This window comes from Clostridium sp. USBA 49, from assembly GCF_900167505.1.
Lineage (GTDB): Bacteria > Bacillota > Clostridia > Clostridiales > Clostridiaceae > Clostridium_AT > Clostridium_AT prolinivorans.
This window is the reverse complement of record NZ_FUYD01000007.1, coordinates 18,017-39,046: the sequence shown is the minus strand read 5'-3', so window position 1 is coordinate 39,046 and position 21,030 is coordinate 18,017. Positions and strand designations below refer to the sequence as shown.

The 21,030-nt window shown below is 30.3% G+C and carries 20 protein-coding genes and 1 pseudogene; all 21 read right to left on the bottom strand.

Features of this window, described 5'->3' with window-relative positions; translation table 11 throughout:
- A pseudogene (locus B5D11_RS08115) lies at positions 1 to 189 on the bottom strand (recombinase family protein); the annotation flags it as partial.
- Between the two features lie 306 nt (positions 190 to 495).
- Positions 496 to 906 carry a hypothetical protein gene (locus B5D11_RS08110; protein ID WP_078682540.1) on the bottom strand — a complete coding sequence of 137 codons (411 nt, stop codon included), beginning with the start codon at positions 904 to 906 and terminating at the stop codon, positions 496 to 498.
- Between the two features lie 73 nt (positions 907 to 979).
- Positions 980 to 2,161: an ABC transporter permease gene (locus tag B5D11_RS08105; RefSeq protein ID WP_078682539.1), complete on the bottom strand. Its 1,182-nt coding sequence runs from the start codon at positions 2,159 to 2,161 to the stop codon at positions 980 to 982.
- 2 nt (positions 2,162 to 2,163) lie between these two features.
- Positions 2,164 to 2,850, bottom strand: coding sequence for an ABC transporter ATP-binding protein (locus B5D11_RS08100; RefSeq protein WP_078682538.1), 687 nt, complete (start codon positions 2,848 to 2,850; stop codon positions 2,164 to 2,166).
- Positions 2,843 to 3,940, bottom strand: a complete 1,098-nt coding sequence (locus tag B5D11_RS08095; protein WP_180376981.1) for an efflux RND transporter periplasmic adaptor subunit — start codon at positions 3,938 to 3,940, stop codon at positions 2,843 to 2,845. The genes B5D11_RS08100 and B5D11_RS08095 overlap by 8 nt, the downstream gene beginning before the upstream one ends.
- Positions 3,941 to 4,044: 104 nt before the next feature.
- Positions 4,045 to 4,596 (bottom strand): hypothetical protein, encoded by a 552-nt coding sequence (locus B5D11_RS12665; protein WP_180376980.1) that lies wholly within the window; start codon positions 4,594 to 4,596, stop codon positions 4,045 to 4,047.
- A gap of 955 nt (positions 4,597 to 5,551) precedes the next feature.
- Positions 5,552 to 6,322: an ABC transporter ATP-binding protein gene (locus tag B5D11_RS08080; RefSeq protein ID WP_078682534.1), complete on the bottom strand. Its 771-nt coding sequence runs from the start codon at positions 6,320 to 6,322 to the stop codon at positions 5,552 to 5,554.
- A 17-nt stretch (positions 6,323 to 6,339) separates the two neighbouring features.
- Positions 6,340 to 6,558: a hypothetical protein gene (locus B5D11_RS08075; protein ID WP_078682533.1), complete on the bottom strand. Its 219-nt coding sequence runs from the start codon at positions 6,556 to 6,558 to the stop codon at positions 6,340 to 6,342.
- Between the two features lie 484 nt (positions 6,559 to 7,042).
- Positions 7,043 to 7,663 carry a hypothetical protein gene (locus B5D11_RS08070; RefSeq protein ID WP_078682532.1) on the bottom strand — a complete coding sequence of 207 codons (621 nt, stop codon included), beginning with the start codon at positions 7,661 to 7,663 and terminating at the stop codon, positions 7,043 to 7,045.
- Positions 7,664 to 7,692: 29 nt separating this feature from the next.
- Positions 7,693 to 8,241: a stage II sporulation protein M gene (locus B5D11_RS08065; RefSeq protein WP_078682531.1), complete on the bottom strand. Its 549-nt coding sequence runs from the start codon at positions 8,239 to 8,241 to the stop codon at positions 7,693 to 7,695.
- Between the two features lie 59 nt (positions 8,242 to 8,300).
- A complete protein-coding gene (locus B5D11_RS08060; RefSeq protein ID WP_143327686.1) occupies positions 8,301 to 8,633 on the bottom strand; it encodes a hypothetical protein in 333 nt (110 codons plus the stop codon).
- 330 nt (positions 8,634 to 8,963) lie between these two features.
- Positions 8,964 to 9,218 (bottom strand): hypothetical protein, encoded by a 255-nt coding sequence (locus B5D11_RS12550; protein WP_143327685.1) that lies wholly within the window; start codon positions 9,216 to 9,218, stop codon positions 8,964 to 8,966.
- 270 nt (positions 9,219 to 9,488) lie between these two features.
- On the bottom strand, positions 9,489 to 10,820 hold the full coding sequence (locus B5D11_RS08055; protein WP_078682529.1) for a recombinase family protein: 1,332 nt from the start codon (positions 10,818 to 10,820) through the stop codon (positions 9,489 to 9,491).
- A complete protein-coding gene (locus B5D11_RS08050; protein WP_078682528.1) occupies positions 10,765 to 12,054 on the bottom strand; it encodes a recombinase family protein in 1,290 nt (429 codons plus the stop codon). The genes B5D11_RS08055 and B5D11_RS08050 overlap by 56 nt, the downstream gene beginning before the upstream one ends.
- 108 nt (positions 12,055 to 12,162) lie before the next feature.
- On the bottom strand, positions 12,163 to 12,846 hold the full coding sequence (locus tag B5D11_RS08045) for an N-acetylmuramoyl-L-alanine amidase (protein ID WP_078682527.1): 684 nt from the start codon (positions 12,844 to 12,846) through the stop codon (positions 12,163 to 12,165).
- Positions 12,839 to 13,249, bottom strand: coding sequence for a phage holin family protein (locus B5D11_RS08040; RefSeq protein WP_078682526.1), 411 nt, complete (start codon positions 13,247 to 13,249; stop codon positions 12,839 to 12,841). The genes B5D11_RS08045 and B5D11_RS08040 overlap by 8 nt, the downstream gene beginning before the upstream one ends.
- A gap of 16 nt (positions 13,250 to 13,265) precedes the next feature.
- Positions 13,266 to 14,954 (bottom strand): hypothetical protein, encoded by a 1,689-nt coding sequence (locus B5D11_RS08035; RefSeq protein ID WP_078682525.1) that lies wholly within the window; start codon positions 14,952 to 14,954, stop codon positions 13,266 to 13,268.
- Between the two features lie 11 nt (positions 14,955 to 14,965).
- Positions 14,966 to 16,123 carry a hypothetical protein gene (locus B5D11_RS08030; protein ID WP_078682524.1) on the bottom strand — a complete coding sequence of 386 codons (1,158 nt, stop codon included), beginning with the start codon at positions 16,121 to 16,123 and terminating at the stop codon, positions 14,966 to 14,968.
- A gap of 12 nt (positions 16,124 to 16,135) precedes the next feature.
- Positions 16,136 to 18,040, bottom strand: a complete 1,905-nt coding sequence (locus tag B5D11_RS08025) for a phage tail spike protein (protein WP_078682523.1) — start codon at positions 18,038 to 18,040, stop codon at positions 16,136 to 16,138.
- Positions 18,040 to 18,744 (bottom strand): distal tail protein Dit, encoded by a 705-nt coding sequence (locus B5D11_RS08020; RefSeq protein WP_078682522.1) that lies wholly within the window; start codon positions 18,742 to 18,744, stop codon positions 18,040 to 18,042. Before B5D11_RS08020 ends, B5D11_RS08025 begins: the two co-directional genes overlap by 1 nt.
- Positions 18,744 to 21,023, bottom strand: coding sequence for a phage tail tape measure protein (locus B5D11_RS08015; protein ID WP_078682521.1), 2,280 nt, complete (start codon positions 21,021 to 21,023; stop codon positions 18,744 to 18,746). Before B5D11_RS08015 ends, B5D11_RS08020 begins: the two co-directional genes overlap by 1 nt.
- Positions 21,024 to 21,030 lie beyond the last annotated feature (7 nt).

Here is a 21,030-nt window from a genome sequence, read left to right as displayed (position 1 = left end):
TCTTTTAACTATTTCTGCTTCTTTAGGATTTATAACTAAATCGCCGTATTCATCCTTGTCATAACCTAAAAATCTTGTGGTATTTATAATCAGCTTTCCTCGTTCAAACTTCTTCTTTACCCTCCATTTTAAGCTGTCGCTGACATTTTTGCTTTCTTCCTGTGCAAAAGAAGAGAGGACGGTTAGCATAAGCTCTCCATCCCCTGATAAAGTTTTGATATTTTCTTTTTCAAATATTATTTCTACATTAATATATTTTTGGTTCTCTTCCGCTCCTAAGCATACATACTTATTAATCTTTAAAAGCTATAAGTGATAATAATGTTATTCCTATTTCTTCTCTATCAACGCTACACACTCCACGTGTGTTTTGATAGAAAGTTGATACTAATACGCGTTGAAATAGGTTTTGTGGAAAGGTACGACCCCCTTAAAGCTGAAGGGGGTCAAAAAATCTTGCGTTTAATACAATTTCGCAAAACCTATGTTCAAAATTTACATATTTACATCTCCTGCCTTAACGCCAATGCCAAACACTTCTTTTTTATTCCAGATAAAGAATCCCATAAGTATTGGAATTATCAAAGAAAGAATCATTAAAGGCTTAAAGCCATTTATTACAAGTGAAGATATTATGCTTGCCACTTGAGCAATATAATAGATGTATATCCCTAATTCTTTCTTAAATAATATTAAAATAATACCTATCGCTGCTACTATTGTAACTATAATACTGATAATGTAAGTATAAGCTGGCACTACAGGAACTCCTGGAACCGCTGCAATCTGATCTTTCACAGCAAAGTATGTAATAAACCCTATCATTCCAAACCCACTAAAAACTAATTGAATAATTGACAGTGTTAATATGCCCGCTCCTAATTTTTGTTTTTGATTATTTTCCATAACAAAACCTACAATAAATATTTTTTTGACTTAGTATAACAATGGCTTTCAGCAAAATTTTAATTAATAACTTTTACCTGTAAATCGCCTTAATTGGGTCCATTTTTGATGCATTAACAGCCGGTATTATTCCGAAGATTATTCCCACAAGAACTGAAGTAAGGGTTGATCCTAAAAAGCTTCCTACTGTCAATACTGGAGGAAAAGGTAAGAAAATTCCAACTATTTTACCAAATAGGAATCCACATATAATACCTATTAATCCGCCTGTTCCAGTTACTAAAATAGCTTCAAAGAGGAATTGAAGTAAAATACTTTTTGGCTTTGCTCCAATGGCTCTTCTTATACCAATTTCTCTTTTTCTTTCAGATACAGATACATACATGATATTCATTACACCTATCCCACCAACAAATAAGGATATACCTGTAACTAGCGCTATAAAGGCAGTTAATCCTCCAATTATCTTTTCGAAAGCTTTAGTAATTGCCTGAGGATCTTGAAGCTTATATTCACCTTTTAAATTAGGATGTTGCTGTATCAATTCTTTTTTTATGTCCTCAAAAACCTTACTTTTATCTTCACCTGTCTTAATATAAATGTCTAGGCTTGAAATATTGGTATCTGAATTCATTTCTTCTTTTGCAGTTTTTGATATGTAACTTGAGGTACCCGTTAGAGAAAAAGCTCCAACTTCCCCTAAAACTCCTATTACCTCGTAATTAGTCCCATTTATGGATACGGCTCTATCAATAGCCTTTTCAGGAGAATCAAAGAGACTTTTTGCTGCTTCAAAATTAAGCACTATTAATTTTGAAGAATTCTCATTTTCTTTAAAGGATCGTCCATATTTAATATTTAATTTTTTCCCATCATAACTATCAAGCATTACAGTTACATTTTTATCAAAAAAATTTATTTGTCCAGAAGTAAAGCTTATTCCTGCAAACCCTTGACTAGCTTCCACTTTTTCTACTCCCGCTACCTTTTTAAGATAATAAGCATCTGTTTTGTTGAATGGTTCAATCAGAGTTAAATCAGCCCCCATGTTCTCTGACTCAAAATAAACATTTATCTTGTTAGCACTTGTATCCTCTACAGACTTATTTACTTCTGCCTTTAAACCATCCCCAATAGATAAAATTGTAACTACAGAACTTATGCCTATGATAATTCCTATCATTGTAAGGAAAACTCTTAATTTATGTGATTTTAAGCTATATATTGAAGTTCTAATTAAATTAATTATAGACATATCTAATCCACCTTTGTTATCAATCCATCTTTTATATGAATTACTTTATTTGCATATTTAGTTAAATCACTATCATGGGTTACCATAATTATTGTTTTCTTTTCTTCGTTTAACTTCTTAAGTATATTCATAATATCTTCACCTGTTTCACTATCTAACGCACCAGTTGGCTCATCAGCAAAAATTACATAGGGATCATTAATAAGAGCCCTGGCTATAGCAATTCGCTGCTGCTGTCCTCCGGATAATTCTGAAGGTGTTTGCTTCTTCTTATTCAATAAGCCTACAGTATCCAAATATTTTTCAACTCGCTGAGCTTTTTCTTTTTTAGATATAACATTCTTCTCTTTATAAAGCAAGGGAAGCTCAACATTTTGCTCAATAGTTAAAGAATCTATTAAGTGAAACTGTTGAAATATAAAGCCCATATAAGTATTTCTCATCTCAGATCTTTGATTCTCATTAAGATTAGTAATGTCTTTTCCGTTAAATATATATTTTCCATCATCAAAACGGTCAAGAAAACCGAGGAGATTCAAAAGTGTCGTTTTTCCACTCCCTGATTTTCCCATAATCATAATGAAATCTCCTTGTTCTATAGTTAAGTTTATATCCTTTAATGCGTGTAATTTATTATCTTTTAATTTATAATATTTATTTATATTCATTAAATTAATAAACTTACTCAACAGACATACCTTCCTTCACGTCTTTTGCACTTGCTGCTATACTGTCGTTTTCTTTTAGCCCCGATCGAACAATTACATCATTAGAGTTACTTTCATCATAAGTAATCTCTTGCATAACTAATTTTTTCTCTACAACTTTAAATACATACTTCTTACCGGCATTTTCAATGATGGCACTCCTTGGTATTTTTATGCCACCTTCTGTTAAATATACAGTAGCTTGTACATGAAATCCGTTAATTATATTCTCTTGAGAATCCAGAGATATAGCTACTTCATAATAGGATATATTATTGGAACTTCCACCTACTGATGCTTGAGTGCTTGCCTCTGCAATCGTTGGTCTGTTTCCTATACTTTTTACTTTTCCTGTTAAAGTTTTATTTGTTGAAAATATAAGTATATCCGCAGATTGATTTTCTTTAATCTTGGGTTGATCTTTCTCATTTACAATCCCCTTAATATAAAATGTATTTGATTCAATTACAATAAATGGCTTTGTTTGATCTTTTTCCAAATCATTTAATAATATTTTCCCATCTATTGATGAAATTACTGAAGTGAATTCTTTTTCTTTTAAGGTTCTAATCTGGTCTTTATAAGACTTGATTTGATTTTGAATATTATCTATTTGATTTTGATAACTGCTAATTTGGGTTTCTAAACCTAATGTTTGAGAAATAGAAATAGCAGCATTGTTTTCTATCCCCGCCTGTATTCTTTGGTTTGATGTTTCCTCCTGCTGCTTAGCTAAAAGCTTCTTTGTAGCTACCAAATTATCGTTCAACTGTTTTTTTTGATTATTACTGTCTTCTATCTGTTTGTTTAGTTGATCTATTTGATCAGTAATTTGATCATTTTTATAAACAAAAAGAGTATCTCCTTTCTTTATCAGTTGCCCATTAGTAACAAAAATTTTATTTACACTTCCTTTTGTACTATCTAAGAATATGTTTTTACTATTTTCTGGAGTAATAACACCATTTACAAATACTTTATCTATAGCTGGTATGGTATATAAATCTACTTTTATAGTTTTACTAGTTGATACATCTGTATTATTAAGAATATATAATAAAATACCGACCAATATTATAAAAATTAAAGGAATGATAACAATAATGTGTTTCTTCTTCATTTACTCTCTCCTCTTTTTTACAAAGTATATTGAATATTACATAAAGAAAATTTAATTTATTCAAATAACTTTTCTAAAAATTCATCTTGTTTTTTAAGTTTTTTTGACAATGTTATTATTGATAAATAATACATTAAGATAGAGCTCAAACAGAACAATATGAATACCATAATAATATTCTGTTTTTCAGAATAAATTGATATTAATAAAACTATAATAATATTAGGAACTACAGAAACAAATCTTAGTAATAAATCTTTAAAGAATTTAGCTACATTTTTAAAGTCTTTATCTGCAAATATTATTCTTTTAATGTTAACAACAGTAATGAAATTACCTAAAGATAGGCTAAAAAAAATTATTGGTATAATCAAAATTGCATTTTTAGGAATCAAATTAATATGTCTGATTAAACTATTTATGAAAATTATAATAATAAAAATTAGATAATAATATATAGAATTAATAATAGCGAAGCTATTTATTGAAATAATATACTTATTTATATCAATTGGTAAAGAAAATAAATATTCATTTTCTTTTATAAATACATCGCTTAATAAACACTCTGTGGAACACATAGAAATTCCACAACTAATAGATGCCATAATTATTGCACATATTATGTAGATATTATTAGTGTTTTCTATAATTTTTATATAGAATATTATACTTAAAGAAAATAAAAAAATAAGATTTTTTACTTTACTTTCTAATCTTAAACTCTTTAAAAAATACAATTTAATTATATTCCACATATGTAATCACCATCCAAAAGTTTTAAATCATTTTTAATAAATCCAAATTTATTTTATTAAACTAATACTATAAATAAGATTTAGAAATTATTTTTTATACATTTTATTTAATAATTTGAATATTTGAAAACTCAAATTATAAAGAAGATAATTAACTAAAATAGAAACAATAATTATGAAAATACAATTGTTTAATTTAAAAATGTAACCTATATAAAACAACTCTAACTTTCTAAAATGAAAGAAAGCATAACTTAATGAAATTAATATAATAATTGTAAAAATCCAATATTTCATTTTTAAATTCTTTAGTATTAAAAATATTAGTGAGATTATATTATTTAATAAGTAAAAAAAACTTATTAAAGCAAAATTTAATATAATAAATTTTATAAAATCTACCCAATTTGTACATATTATAAAGCTTGGAACAAAAAAACATATAAATAAAAAAACAAACTCTAAAGTAAAAATATTATAAATGATATATGTAAAAAAAGAATCATGTAATTCTATTGGAAAATAATCCAACATGAAAATTCTAGAAATATTATTTATGTTGCTCTTAACAAATAAAAATATAAACAATATAAAAAGGAATATGTAATATTCACCTATTATAATATTTTTCAACAACAAAAATTTTTGTTCTTTTTCAAAATAATTAATAATATAATACCACTCATATGAAAACACTAAAAAAGCTAATATCTGAAATAAAACTTTGTATTTTATATTAAATTTTCTTTCATATGTTCTTAAGAAACCAAATAAACTTCCTACTACTTCAAAATCAACGTTCATATTAATCTTCCTTATCCTCTAACCAAGAAAGTTTATTATAATTACTTTTATAATTGATAATCGTTGCAAAAATATCTTCTAAATTTAAGTCATTATATTTTTCATGTAATTCTCTAATACTAGAGCAATATTTTATTTCTCCTTTATCTATAAGTATAAGTTCATTACAAAAATCATCGACCAAAGTTAAATCATGGGAACTTATAAAAATAGTAACTCCGTTTTCATTTAATTGTTTAAGAATATTCTTAATTGTTTTTCTTGAAAGTGGATCAATTCCCTCAAATGGTTCATCTAAAATCAAAAGTTTAGGATTATGAATTAATGCTGCACCAATAAATGCTTTCTTTTTCATTCCAGTTGAAAAAGAAAATATTTGCTTAGTTAATGAATCAGTTAATTCTAAGACAATAGCTAATTCCTTTATTCTCTTATCTATTGTAGCTTTTTGGATTTTATATATTTTCGATACAAATGTCCAAAATTCAATTAATTTTAAGTGTCCAAAATTTTCTACATCAGAACCTACATATCCTATATTTTTTTTAATATAGAAAGCATTATTTTCATTAAGTTCTTTTCCTAAAACTTTTATAATACCTGAATTTTTATTCAATAAGTACAACAGTAATTTTAAACTTGTAGTTTTTCCAGCACCATTTTGTCCTATAAAGCCTGTAATTGATTTTTCTTTTACTATAAAACTTATATCTTTAAGTACTTGAAAATCATTATAATTTTTTGATACATTTTTAAATTCTATCATATTCATAGCACATATCTCCTAAATTATTTTATAAATAATTGCAAAATCCAAATTATTAGTAAAATAAATCCAATAAGCAACAATATATTTATTATTATATCTAACATCTTCTTGCTAATATTGTGATGATTTTGTATTTTTGTTTTAAGTTTTCCGATTTCGCTAATATTGCTTTTTAATACTAATGAAACTACAAGTGCACTAATGGCATTTGAAAATAATACAATCTCCATTTTATTCATCATATCTTCTCCAATCAAATATTTACTTATAGTTTGATAATTGTTAACTTCATACTTAATCTTTTCATATTATTTTTAACTAATATTTTTACCTTCTGTATCTAATTCTAAATAAGAACTCATAGTATGCACTTTAAAAAATAAAAAGATCTTTTGTATCTATAGTAAAATCAATAAAAATAAATAATTAAACCTTGTAACCAATTCTGAATGAAAGCAAAGCTTGCTTATTAATCTATTTACAAAATAATAAAAAAATATTTAAATTGTAACAAATATCAAAATTAGAACATTATAGTGCATACTTACATCTTCAGAAAATAAGCACATCAAACCTGCTCATCAGATATAATTATTAGATATAATTATTTCAATCAGTTATATAAAATCCAATTTTAAATATATATAAAATCCTTGTGTACACACATATTCCATTCACTTACAGTTTTACCTCTATGATTTATAGATTTTATAAAATTTATTCTTAGATTGCACTTTTTAAAAATAAAGAACCTACTCGAGATAATATTATATATATAATATATGGACTAAAAACAGTTAAAAATATTTTTATATTATTTTTCTTTTTATTAATTTTCGAGCAAATATACTTATATATTAAATATAGATAAATTAACGTAAATAATGTTGACAATATTCCTGTAATAAATATCCATTTATCACTAAAATCAATAAGTGAATATTTTTTTAATTTTATGTATATAAATACAACCATGCATCCTATAAACATAACAATACTTTTAATAGGATAAAATATTTCACAAACATGTATAAACTTTTTCTTGTCCATTATTTCTTTCAATTTATACTCATCTAAAATAAAACTTATAAATGCATAAAAAATAATTAATATAATTAATAGTGTAAATAATCTTACAATAGGTACTAAAAATAATGAAACATTACTTGTTATTTGTATTATCTTAGCTTGATCTTTATTATTTGTTACAGTATTAAATATTTCTTGTGAATATATTATACCAATATATGTTTCAAGCATAAAACTTATATAAATCATTAATAATATGTATATTCGATTTTTCTTTTTTGTATTATCAAACAAATCTTCTATAAAAGATTTCATACTGTAAATTCCTCCTGATTCTCTTATTATTATAAAATATATTTATCAAAAATTGGCACCGAAACAAAATATTCTAATATAGAACCTATAAATAATAATATAAATATAATAAATAACTTAAATGGCAATTTATTTTTTATATATTTTTTATATTCACAAAATAGCGATCCTACTTCATTTGTTATTAAATATTTATACCATAATGTAATTATATCCACTGAAATGGATAGTACAATTATTAAAGCAACAACTTCCTCAATTCCATGTATACATAATACAGCTACTAATTTATAAATTGGTATATTTAATTTTATAGAAACAATATGTATTTGCGTCCCTAGTGTAATAAGAGTATTACTTGTAGCCAAAAAACCTATTATACCAAATAAACAAAGCAATATCAAAAACATATCGCTACTATAGTTAATTATAAATATATTTAAAAATTCAATATTTTCTCTTATAACCTTTGTAATACTACCAGAAATGTTATTATTTTGGGTAACTAATGAATAACCAAATATAATAAGTAAAATAGTATAAGTAAACAACCCTAAATATTTAATATTTTTTCTCATCTGATCTCCTTAATATATAAGAATATTCCCTTTTGAGGAAATATTCTTATATAATTTACCTAGAATGCTGGTGCAAGTCTTAATACTGATATAATTACTTTCGATGCCGTACCTAAAGGGCAAAACACTAGTACTGCATCTATGACTGTCCAAGCTAAATCGTACCAGTTACTGTAATTCAAACCTTTTCCAAGTACAAATTGTATTGCACTCTTTAGCGAGTTAATATTTCCACCTCCAAGAGCATAGTAAACTGTATAAGCTAAATTTGTAACAAAAGCAGTAGTTGACATAGCCCCTGTCATCCACATCATCTTCAAATTTGATGAAACAGCTGTTAAACCTGAAAATAATGTGACTAAACTTAAATTTTTTAATTTGTTTTTCATCATCTTCTCCATTCCTTCAAAAAATTCAATATTTTATTAATACTACACAAAAATTTATTTATCCGGAATCAATAAATTAATTGTGTAATAAAAATAAGCTATGATACACTAAGCATAAGAATTTGAACTATACATCTAAAATCTATATAATTTTTATCAACTGCTTGTACTTAAAATATAACTTCTAATTGAGGGAATTGCACAATTAACTTTCTCCAATTATATTAAAAAACCCATTACTTTTTATTAATAATTAACTATTTTATGCAGAAAAAGATAATAGCAAAACTAAGGTGCTATTGCACCTGTGAATAACTTTTAAAAATAATAAATTTATTCTGCTTGCTTTAAATTTAAGTCGTTAGACTTCTGATTAACAGCAATAGTGCCTGCTACTAAAGCTATACAGTTTAGTAGAGATACAACTTTTGCTTTTCTAATACCTGCTGAACATAGATTATTAACATTTATATACTCTTTTAATGTTAAGTTACACCTCTCGATAGAGGTGAGTTGATTATAGAGTTTTTGCCAATCTTCACTGCTCCTAAACTGAAAAAAATTGTACTTTAAACACAACTTGTACACAAAAACTAAAATAAAAAACATTATGTAAGAGTTTTTGCAAACATGAATATCTTTTAAACTGTAACCATCAAATTATGTTGATTACAAAATCACATATACAACTTGTCTACGTTTGTTATTTTACCCCCCCCCATAACAAAAATGTCAATAATTTCTTTGGTAAAATTTTACGACATCAAATGACAAAAAGTGATCTAATGCCATGTTATTATTTAAAATGAAAAATCTGTATAAAATTGCTCCACCCTTCTCAACTTCCCTCAAATTCCTTTATTCAACCACAACCTCAACCTCAGTCCCATCAAGCAAACTAATTATTATCTTCTCTCCATAAAACACCGTCATCTTCTCTACCAATCTAAAATACATATCGATATCAAAGTCATCTACCTTTTCTGCATCCTTTAAAATCCCCATAAACTGTTTTGCTCTGTATCTTACCAACACATTCTCATTATTTAGTTCTTCCTTCCACTTCTCCATAAAATAATTCTTATTCTCCACCATCACATTAAAAGTATTCACAAAGGCGTGATACAAAACCTTATCATCTATATGCTTATTTTCACAGCTCTTTTTTCCCTTTATTTTATATTTCTTATTACATCTCCAAACAACCCTTCTTAACCTTTCATCAGTGGAATTCCAAACCTTTCGTCCAAAGGCACTGCCACAGTGTCCACATATAACTCTTCCAGCAAAAGGATTCTCAACAGTGGCATAGTCTAATTTACTAATATTATACTTTTCAGCAAAGGCTCTTCTTCTCTCCATTTCAAGCTGTACCGCAGTATGCATTTCTTTATCTATAATAGCAGGGTGGCTTTCTTCTACATAATACATTGGAACTTCACCATTATTTACTGCTCTTTTTTTGGTTAGGAAATCAACGGTATAAGTCTTCTGAAGTAGTGCATCACCTTTATATTTTTCATTACTTAAAATCTTTCTTATACTGCTTTCATACCACTTAGGTTTCCCATTCCAGTTAGGAACGCCTTCTGCTTCAAGCTCTCTTGCAATTCTATTTGGACCTTTACCATCGAGATAATCCTTATAAATTCTTCTTACAATTTTAGCCTGCTTTTCATTAATAACAAGATTTCCTTCTTCATCTTTATCATAGCCTAAAAACTTTGTATGATTTATATGAAGCTTTCCCTGTTCAAATCTTCTCCTTATGCCCCATGTGGAGTTTTCACTTATACTTCTTGACTCATCTTGGGCAAGGGAACTGAGGATAGTAAGCAAAACTTCTCCCTTTGAATCTAAAGTGTTGATGTTTTCCTTCTCGAATATTACTCCAATGCCTAATTCCTTAAGCTGTCTTACGTAGTTTAAAGTATCCAGTGTATTTCTTGCAAATCTACTTATAGACTTAGTTATAATCATATCTATTTTTCCTGCTCTGCAGTCCTCAATCATTTTATTAAACTGCTCACGCTTTTTAGTGTTTGTTCCTGAAATACCTTCGTCAGCATAAATTCCTGCACATTCATAATCTGGATGCCCATTTATATAATTAGTATAATAATTGACCTGTGCTTCATAGCTTGATAACTGTTCTAATTGGTCTGTTGACACTCTGCAGTAGGTTGCCATTCTCTTTTTCTGCGGCTGTATTTGCTCTGCTAAATTGCTCCTGTTTGCTCTTGCAGGTATAACTGTAATATTTCTTGCCATCCTTAACTTCCTCCCTCACAATTATCGGTTCTTCTATATTAAGCCTGTTTATAACCTCATCATCAATTGATGTTCCAGTGCAGGCGTCTTTTCCGTTTCTAATATAATTACTGCACTGCCAAACTATTTTTTTACAAGAGTGCCTGCTGTTCCGAGTTCTTCTCCTTAAAGATGAGCCGCATTTACCGCAGTAAAGCATTCCTGTTAATGGATATCTGTTTGTATATTTCTTTCTATCTTCCGCTTTATTCCCTTTTGCCTTAGCTCTTTTTTCAATTTCTATCTGAACCTGCTCCCACATTTCTCTTGAAACTATGGGAGAATGATTATCTTCAATATGATAACTGTCAATTACACCTTCATTTCTTACGCTTACTTTTCTCAAATGGTCTGGTGTGTAATATTTCTGAAGTATGGCATCTCCCTTGTACTTTTCATTCTTTAATATATTTAAAATTGTACTTTCATGCCATCTGCCGCCTGCAACGGTAGGAATATTTTCGCTATTTAATTCTTTGGCTATGGTAAATGTTCCTTTGCCTTTTAAATAATCTTCAAATATTCTTTTAACTATTTCTGCTTCTTTAGGATTTATAACTAAATCGCCGTATTCATCCTTGTCATAACCTAAAAATCTTGTGGTATTTATAATCAGCTCCCCTCGTTCAAACTTCTTCTTTACCCTCCACTTTAAGTTGTCACTGATATTTTTGCTTTCTTCCTGGGCAAAAGAAGAGAGGACGGTTAGCATAAGCTCTCCATCCCCTGATAAAGTTCTGATATTCTCTTTTTCAAATATTATTTCTACACCAATGTCCTTTAGTTCTCTTACTACTTGAAGCATTATTGCTGTATTCCTTGCAAATCTTGAGATAGATTTGGTGATGATTAAGTCTATTTTCCCTTCTTTTGCAAGATTAAGCATTCTTTGAAACTCTGGTCTATTATCTGTAGTGCCGGTAATTCCTCTATCAGCAAATACACCTGCATATTCGTAATCAGGATTATTTGAAATCAGATTCTCATAGTATTGAATCTGGTTTTCTAAAGATTCCCCCTGAGCTTCACTGCCAGTTGAAACCCTTGCATATGCACAAACCCTTTTCCTTTTATTTTCCTGCTTTTTTACAGGTTCAATAATCCTAACACGCATTTTATTTCCTCCCTTCTATCAATTTGGTACTACTATACATCACTCTAAAGGTGATAGAAGTCAAGCTATATAAAAGTGAAAGCCGCTACCCTAATTTTAGAGTAACGACTACTTATTAAATATCATAATTGTTGCATCAAAGCCAGCTGCTTTTAACTTCTGCACTTGCTTTTCAGCATTTTCTCTAACAGAGTAGGAGCCTGCCATAACCCTATAAAGAGTTTGTCCACTTGCTGGCTGTGTTGATACTGATGGTTCAATGTAATCAACTCCTACTTGTGCTAAGATTGCTTTTGCTAATGCCTTTATTATTTCATTTCTCTTTGAATCAAATAAATTATTATCTCCTGTATTATCAATAAAACCTATCTCCACAAGAACTGCTGGTGCTTTGGTTTCTCTTAACACATGATAGTTTGCTTCTTTAACTCCTCTATCTGTAAAACCTAATGCTACAAGAGATGTTTGTATCCTTTGTGCTAATGCATTTGACCTTGTACTAGCATTTAAGTATGTGTAAGTTTCAACCCCTCTAGCCGTTTCTGGCTTAAAGGCATTTCTATGAAAAGATATGAAATAGTCATAAGTATTTCTATTTTCAAAAGCACTTCTATCATTAAGACTTACTGTAGCATCGGTTGTTCTTGTTTCATCAACTGTAACTCCATGCCTTCTTACCTCTGCTGCTACAGCTCTGCCTATGCTTAATACATCATTACTTTCTTTCCTGCCATTATAACAGGCTCCACTGTCATTTCCACCATGTCCATAGTCAAAACATAATCTAGCCATTGTTTTCATCCTCCTTATTTAGCTGTTTTAAAACATCCTTTAATTTTTGAGGTATTGGTAGTCCAACCTTTGCTGAATTTTCAATAATGCTTATACCTTCATTAGAAATGTAGAAAAAAATAACAGCAGTACGAATCGCACTACCGTTTTTAATCAAATGAACATCTACTATATTTCCTATGCCTACCATTACAAAAATCAAAACTTTCTTAAATATACCCCTAAATCCAACCTCACTTGATAGCTTTCTTTCCAGCACTGCTACCATGAGGCCTGTAACATAATCAATGACAACTAAGGTAATCAGTGCATACATAAAGCCATCAACCCCTCCTAAAAACCAACCAATATAGCCGCCAATGGCAGCAAATACTGCTTGAATAAAATTAATTGAATTTTTCACTGTAAATCCCTCCACTCTAATAAAAATCTTCTCCATAGTTAATTAAATCTACTTCAAACATATACTGAACTTTCATTGTATTTGCTTCGGTTTTTTCAACAGGCTGTGCAAGCTTGGTATGTGCTCCAATAGGTCTGCTTGTTAAAAGGGCTTGGATACATAATTGAACATAGTTGTTATAAGCATAAGTATATCTGCTTATCCATCTGTCAGTACCAAGGATATTATGATAATAATAATTACCATAACCATTTGGAAAACTAAAATACATTTTATAGGCTTCCAGTAAATTCCCTTGAGGAGTTATAACTTGATAAAAGCTTGTACCTCCTTGGGTGCTTGTGTAATATAAATAAATTCTATTAGCACTTCTATAAAAATTATAAACATAGCATCTTCTCTCAATGTTTCCACTATCCATTCCTTTTTTACCAAACCAAGTACAGTTGCCTATTTTAGGTTTGATATTCATATCCTGAACCTTATTGCCTGTGGCATCTACCCTAATCCATCTGCTTGTATAAACTGTTTCATTAAATTGGCTGTCTGTTCTTGAGGTGTATCCAATAATATCAATGCAACCATCAAGATAAATTCCATCACTAGAAACGGTTCTGTAATTGAAAGGTACATTATAAGCTATATCTTTAAAGCTTTGGCTCATATTTATATCAACAAAGCTTAATTGAACTCCTACTTTTGTCCACTTATATATTCTCATATAGCTTTCACTGCTAATGCTGTAAAGGTAATACCCAATAAAAATAAGTTCTCCATCTGGCTGAATATATGGGGATACATGGTTAAGACCGTCATATTTTCTTATAGCATGGCTGCTGTCAATGTTTAGTGCATTTCCTTCTGAATTTAAAAGTTTAATGACCTTATCCCAAAACACAACATCATTTGTATTTATATCAAATGGAATCATAAGCCATTGTCCTTTTAAGCTGTCTGGAAATTGAATATAGCTTGACTGTGTTAAGCTTGTATCCCTTGAATCTGCTAATATCCATCCCTTTGTTGGACTTGTAAATTTTATAGTTCTTGCATAAGAAAATAAAGTATACATCGCCCAGTATCTCTTAGGATTTGTAGTATTATATACGGCATAATCTGAATCAGCTGTTTCCCTTCCATAGATTGCAGCTCCCGGGTAAAAATAATCTTTATTGTCTGGGTCACCTTCGGCCCAGTAGATGCTCTCAATTTTCCCATTTGCCGCATGGGTTGGAAAGTCAAATACAAAATTCATCTTTATTTTAGAATCTGTAACTTCAAATTTTGATTCTGCTCTATTTATAGTTCCTCGCCTTGTATCATTTCCAGAGTAAGTAGTATTTCTATGAGCATAACCTATAACATTACCCATAACTCTCTGTTCATTCATATTTTCAGGCTTATCATTATCAGTAAGGTAAATATATTCAAACCAGCTGTGGTTATTACAATACCTTTGACCTCCTGCTCCCATAATTCCCTGAACAAAATGAGTTAAAAAGGTATCTTTAAAATACAGGTCTGGTATTAAGTTTTCAGTATATGCTTCTTTTATTTTCTCCTTAGTTTCTGCGTTAAAAAGTTCTAATAAAACCTTTCCTTTAATGCCTCTCTGCCTCTTACTCTTTTTACTTTCAGAAATCTCACCTGTAAGCAAATCTTTATTGTAAGCAATACTTTCGTAAGGCTGTCCCTCAATAAACATATCATCACCCCTCAGTTGTAAAGAATTTTGATCTTTCTTAATTTACACACATCATTTAATGTTGGTTTATCTAAAATATAAGCAAATCTAAGTTTTCTGTCTTGAGCAATCATTGCGTTTAAAGCTGCATAATCTAAGCTTGTAAGTATTGTAGGATTTATCCCATTTGCAAAAAATGTGGCAGAATCTGTAATATCAATACTTTCAAAGCTTGAAGTATTTATATTATAGGTAAGCCAGCTTAATCCCGAATCAACACTTAAGGCTATTCTTATCTTTCCATTGGTTGTAACGTCATTTAGGTTTGAATCTTTCTTTGTGTACTGAACAATTGCTTCAAGTTTATTTATGCTTTTCCCATCATGTATGTTAAAATCATAGTTTTGAATAATTACCTTTGGCTTACTTGTTACTGTCTTTTCAATAAAGAATCTATTGCTATTTTTATTTGCCTTAACATCTGGATTATCAGTATAGATATAAAGAGCAGGTGAAGTGCCTGAAAGTCCTGCCATGGAAGCAGGAAGAGTATCAACGCCGTAGGTTTTAAACATTTCTTCTGTAAGAGGTAAATCTCCAATTTTAACCCATGTACTACCTTGATAGTTTTTCACTCCTTCATTATCCACCATAAGAAATTTTGTTATACATGGAATATATGAACCTTCCTGCACTATGTAATTTTTACCCAGTGGGTCTGATGGAGTGAAAATATATGATTTTCCCGCTGTTAATGCCAATGATTGAGTGCCTACATTTGGATTTACAAAACTATTTGTGCCGTTATTAGGTATCTTCTCAACAACAAGCCTTATTACTCCAGTTTCAAAAATAGAAAGTTCCCAGATTAGGTCATTACTACCCCAGCTGCTGTATGAACTGTTTCCTTCAAACCTTATCCTGAAAAGCTTTGTGCTGTATTCTACTTCACTGGCATAATAAAGATTATTATAGCTGGCATCTCTTCTGTTAATACAAAGATGTTCTGATGCTCCCCCAAAGCCTACCCAGGTATTACCGCTTGTGTAAAGCTGTCTTATGGCTAAACCATTGTAATTAAAGTTAAAACCAATGTCAGGAAGAGTTACTGTACTATCATCATTTCTTGTACCATAAAGTGTCATACCTGCATTTCCCTTTGGAAGTGACATTTGATTTATAACTGGCATTATCCTCTCCCCCTAACTTTGCTTAAGATATGCATTTATTGCAATCAAATCCTTATAAAGTGTTGTATCCGGCACATTTGCAGCATAAATTACGCCATTTCCTAAGTCCTGTATATATCCGCCTTCTCTTTTTAAAACAGGTTCTTTTATAGCAGCTCTATTATAAAAGTCATAGGTTCCATCTTTGTTTTTATCGTAGTCAGAACTGAACTCAACCCAGTCGGCATCAAAAGCATAGCTGCTTGATTTACTGTTATTAAATTCTTCTATAATTCCCATTACATTCAAGATTAACTTTGGGTTTCCATGAGATATAGCAGCAATATTAAATCTTGTATTGAAATTCTCAATACTATAGCTATCTACTCCACTCACATTGTTGTCTAAATAATGACTAAAGCTGTGTCCTGTATTAAAACTGTATGTTCCAATCTTGATATTGAACAGATTATAAAGGAAAGTATAAACAATCTCTGCCCTTGGTATACTTGCACTAAGTCCACCTTCAAGATCTCTTCCCTCAATACTTACCTGCAGGTTATTCTTTTCAATGGTAAATGTTCCGTTTGAAACCTTCATCTCTACCATAAAAGTATGGTCTCCTGCCGTAACCTGCGGCATTGGAAGCGGTAGCCCTATAACATTATCTCCTGATGCTAATTTTTGAATTGGTTTAAAATCGTAGTACTTTCCATCTAAGGAAAACAGAATTGTTAAGGTGCAGTCTACACTTGCCTTCCCAGTCATAGTGATATTACAATTTAAATTTGTATCTGCCTTTGCAGTTATTCCAACTATCATAGCAGGATAACTGCTTGTACTGATAGTGAGCGTATCACTGTTTTTCTTGATTATTACACTGCTTAAAGTTCCGCTTATTGCACTGTTTATTTCCTCTAAAAGCTTACTTGTATCAAGCTTTTCAATAATTGTGTTTAAAGGATCTCCAAGCTCTATCTTTGTATTTATAGGATTAATTAAATCTATCTTTTTCTTTATTACTCTTAAATCAGTAGTTACAGCTATCTTTTCATTTCTTACCTTTACAAAATCACCAACACTTACTTTAGTCAGATGACTATAGTTTTTATACTCCTCAGTTTTACTAAGTTCCATAAAATCAATAGTTATAAATATCTTAGGAGTAGAAACCTTTTCTGATGCCTCTGTAGCTTTAGCTCTAAGACTTTCTACATCCTTACATTCTTTAAATTCAACCTTTTTAGTTATAGGATAAGGTAGAAGCTTTGCTCTTTCACCTTGTACTTCTATATATCTTTCTGGTAGCAATAAATTATTTGCTCCTACTGCATATATCCTTGTAGCAAGTTCACTGGTATCCTCTATAACCTTCATTCCTTTTATGTTTTTACCGTATTTTATTAGGATACCGTTATTTTCACCAATGGACTCTCTTATCTCTATATTGAAATTATCTCTAAAAAGTTCTCCGCCATAAATTTCAATAAGTCTAAAAACAGCATCTACTGCATTAACCTCTTTAACAGCAAAAGGTGCTATATTCTCTTCTAATGCCTTAAATAAAAATAGCCCTTGAAGTTCCGGAGGTATGCTTGCTTCAAGAGCTTCTTTCATATTTGCATTAAGCACCTTTGCTGATTCTATAAAATAAAAAGCAAGATCGTAAAATATATGTCTTGCCCATACCTTAACTTTACTTATTTTATCCTGTGTTCTCTCTACTTTATATATTCTAAAAAGCTGTCCATCAGCTTTAATAATATTGAGTTCCTCTAAATACTGTGCTTTTTTAGATTGAGCAGGGTATTCAATTTCTAAACTATAATCTCCATTTAACTCTTGATTTATCTCAGCCATAAGGCATTCATCTAAAACAGCAAGGCCATTGTTTTCAAAATTTCCTCTTGTCGTTTTCTTATCATATACATAAAGCATTATAACCACCGCCAATTTGGAACTACTTCTATTTTAGAAACACTTCCAGTCCACTCAAATTTATTAGAGCCTGTTTTTAAGGTTATGAACTCACCGTTTACCTTACTATTTAAGTTATCTCCTCCATCATTATAGGCATCTTGCAAAACTGAATCTAATATGATTTTTCCTGTTATATCATTCAAGGTTACAGTAGTTTCATTAACCTTAATGCTTACCTTCCCAGAACCATAAACTGATATTATTGGTTCACTTTTTAGTGTACCTGGATTTATTATTGAAGCTCCATTTTCAGTAATAGTAAATATGTTATTCTGCACAGCGTATTTAAAGGGTCTGCAATTAAATATAATTGGAAAAACAGATGTGTATTTGAATACTTGTTTAAAATCTATAGCATTAACTACTTGTGCTTTATATTTTTTATCATCTTGAAAACTAAATATTAAATCACTTTCTCCTGCTGAAAAAAGCCATGCCTTTATATTATCTAGCTTTTCAGCTATGTTATTGCCTTTAATACTACATTCTACTGCAATTGTTATATCTTCAAAAGTACCTTCATCATATCTTAGATTTGAATCCCTTCCTGGAATATCGATATAAGATACTCTTCTTTTAGGTGAAGGAAGAGATGGTCTTTTGGCTATTATTATTCCAAAGTCATTATAGCTATTTTTCCCACCAAAATTAAAACTAAGCATTAAGCACCACCCCTTCCCATTGAAACTCTCTGCCTGTAAAATTCAAGTTCATAGGCAAGCTGCTCTATATCTTTTTCTGTATTGTTAATGAAATTTTCTATATGAAGTGTTAATCCTCCACCGCTGTTTCCTTTTGCTTTTTCAATAGCTCTTGCCATAAGATCATCTAATCTATCTATTGGAAGTACAGCTTCAGTTCCTGCTTCACCGACACCGATTATACTAGGTCTATTAAATATACCACCCTTCGCATACCAATCTACACCTAGGTAAGGTACACTTGGAGGTTTCAAACTAAACTCTCCCTCAATACTAAAATGAGGAAGTTTTATTTTAGGTATTTTTATTTCTGGTAAATGTAGATTGCTGAAAAATCCTTTAATTGCATTTATAGCATTACCTACAGCATTCTTTGCTGCATTTATTGGATTTTCAATAGCTGATTTTATCTCATTCCAAACTGCTGAAGTTATTCCTTTAATGCCATTCCATATTCCTAAGATTATGCCTTTGATAAATTCAAATTCTGTTTTTATAGTTCCTTTAACTAAATCAATGGCTGATTTTATCACATTCTTTATTCCATTCCATAAGTCAGAGGTAAGATTTTTTATTCCTTCCCATACACCCTTCCAATCACCTTTTATTGCACTGGTAACTATTTTTATAACATCTTGAATGGCTTTAAGTGTGGTATTTACAATAGTTGCTACTAAATTAAAAGCAGTTGTTATTATCTTTACAAAATCATCACCATACTTTTTCCATATTTGATTTGCTAAGGTAATAAAGGCTTGAAACATAGCCTTTAAGCTTTCAATGACACCACTTATTAAAGCTTTAACTCCATTCCATACTGTATTTACTGAATTCCTAAAGTCCTCATTATTTTTGTATAAGGCTACAAAAATAGCAATAAGACCTGTAATAGCCGCTACTGCAATGCCAACTGGACCAGTTATTGCTGCAAAAGCAGCTCCTAAGGCTCCAGATGCACCACCTGCTGCTGCCATTGCTCCACTCACTGTTCCAATTACAGTAGAAAGAGTTCCTGCAATACTTATTACCTTACCTATAATCATGATTACTGGACCTATTGCTGCAACTACTAATCCGATTTTAATAATTGTTTCTTGCTGTTCCTTTGATAGCCCTTGGAACTTATCTAAAAGAGGTTTTATAGTGTTCATTAGTTTTTCAAGTATAGGAATTAAAAGTTGTCCAAACTGAATGCCAAGCTGCTGTGTTTGCTCTTTCATAACTCTAAGCTTATTGGTTGGTGAATCCATAGTTCTTGCAAGGTCACCTTGAGCATTTTTTGTAGCTTCCATTATAGCACCATACCTTGCTTGAACCTTTTGTGCTTCAGTAAGCTGTTCACCCTGCTTTGCAATTCCATGAGAATAAGCATAGGTTTTAATTGTATTATCATTAACTAATATACCTAAAGCTTTAAGTGGTTCTGCCTCTCCACTAATACCAGATTTTAATTTCTCAAATGCCTCTTCTGGTTTTAAGTTATAGAAAGAAGCCATATCATAGGAAAGCTGAGTTAATCCTTCTGACATCTTTAATGACTCTTGTGAAGTTAACCCCATAGAGGTAAGCATGGCATTATAAGTTGCTACATTTTTTCTTACATTGAAAGCATTGAGTCCTAGAGCTTTTGAGGTTTCTTCTGACCACTTTCTTGCATCGCCTGCCATTGAACCCATAGCTACTTCAAAGAGATTTTCAGATTCCACTGCATCCATAGCCATTTTTGTTGCAGCAGTTCCTATTCCAACTAAAGGAAGTGTTACAGCAGTAGAAAGCTTACTTCCTATAGAAGACATCTTATCTCCTACAGATTTCATCTTTTCTCCTGCACTATTCATGCTTTCAGACAGCTTATACCAAGCCGAGCTTTTTTCCTTAAGTTCTCTTGTTGCCTCTTTCAGCTCATTCTCCATTTTATTTAGTTCTGCTGTAGCATAATTAAGCTTAATTTTAAGATTTTCAGTAGCCTTTGCATCTTCACCCTTTGTTTCTACACTCTTTTGATATGCTTTTTCTAATGCCGCAACTTTATCCTTCTGAAGTTCTATCTGTTTATTTAAGGTATCTGATTTAAGTCTTAGTCCTTCTTCAGATTTGCCAAAATCACCAAGCTTAGAAGAAGCTGCTGCAAATTCACTTTGAACAACCTTTAGACTTCTTTGAATTTTTGCTACACCTTCTTGAAAACCTCTATCATCAAGTCCTACCCTTGCAACTACGGTATTTGCATCTCTTGCCATCATCTCA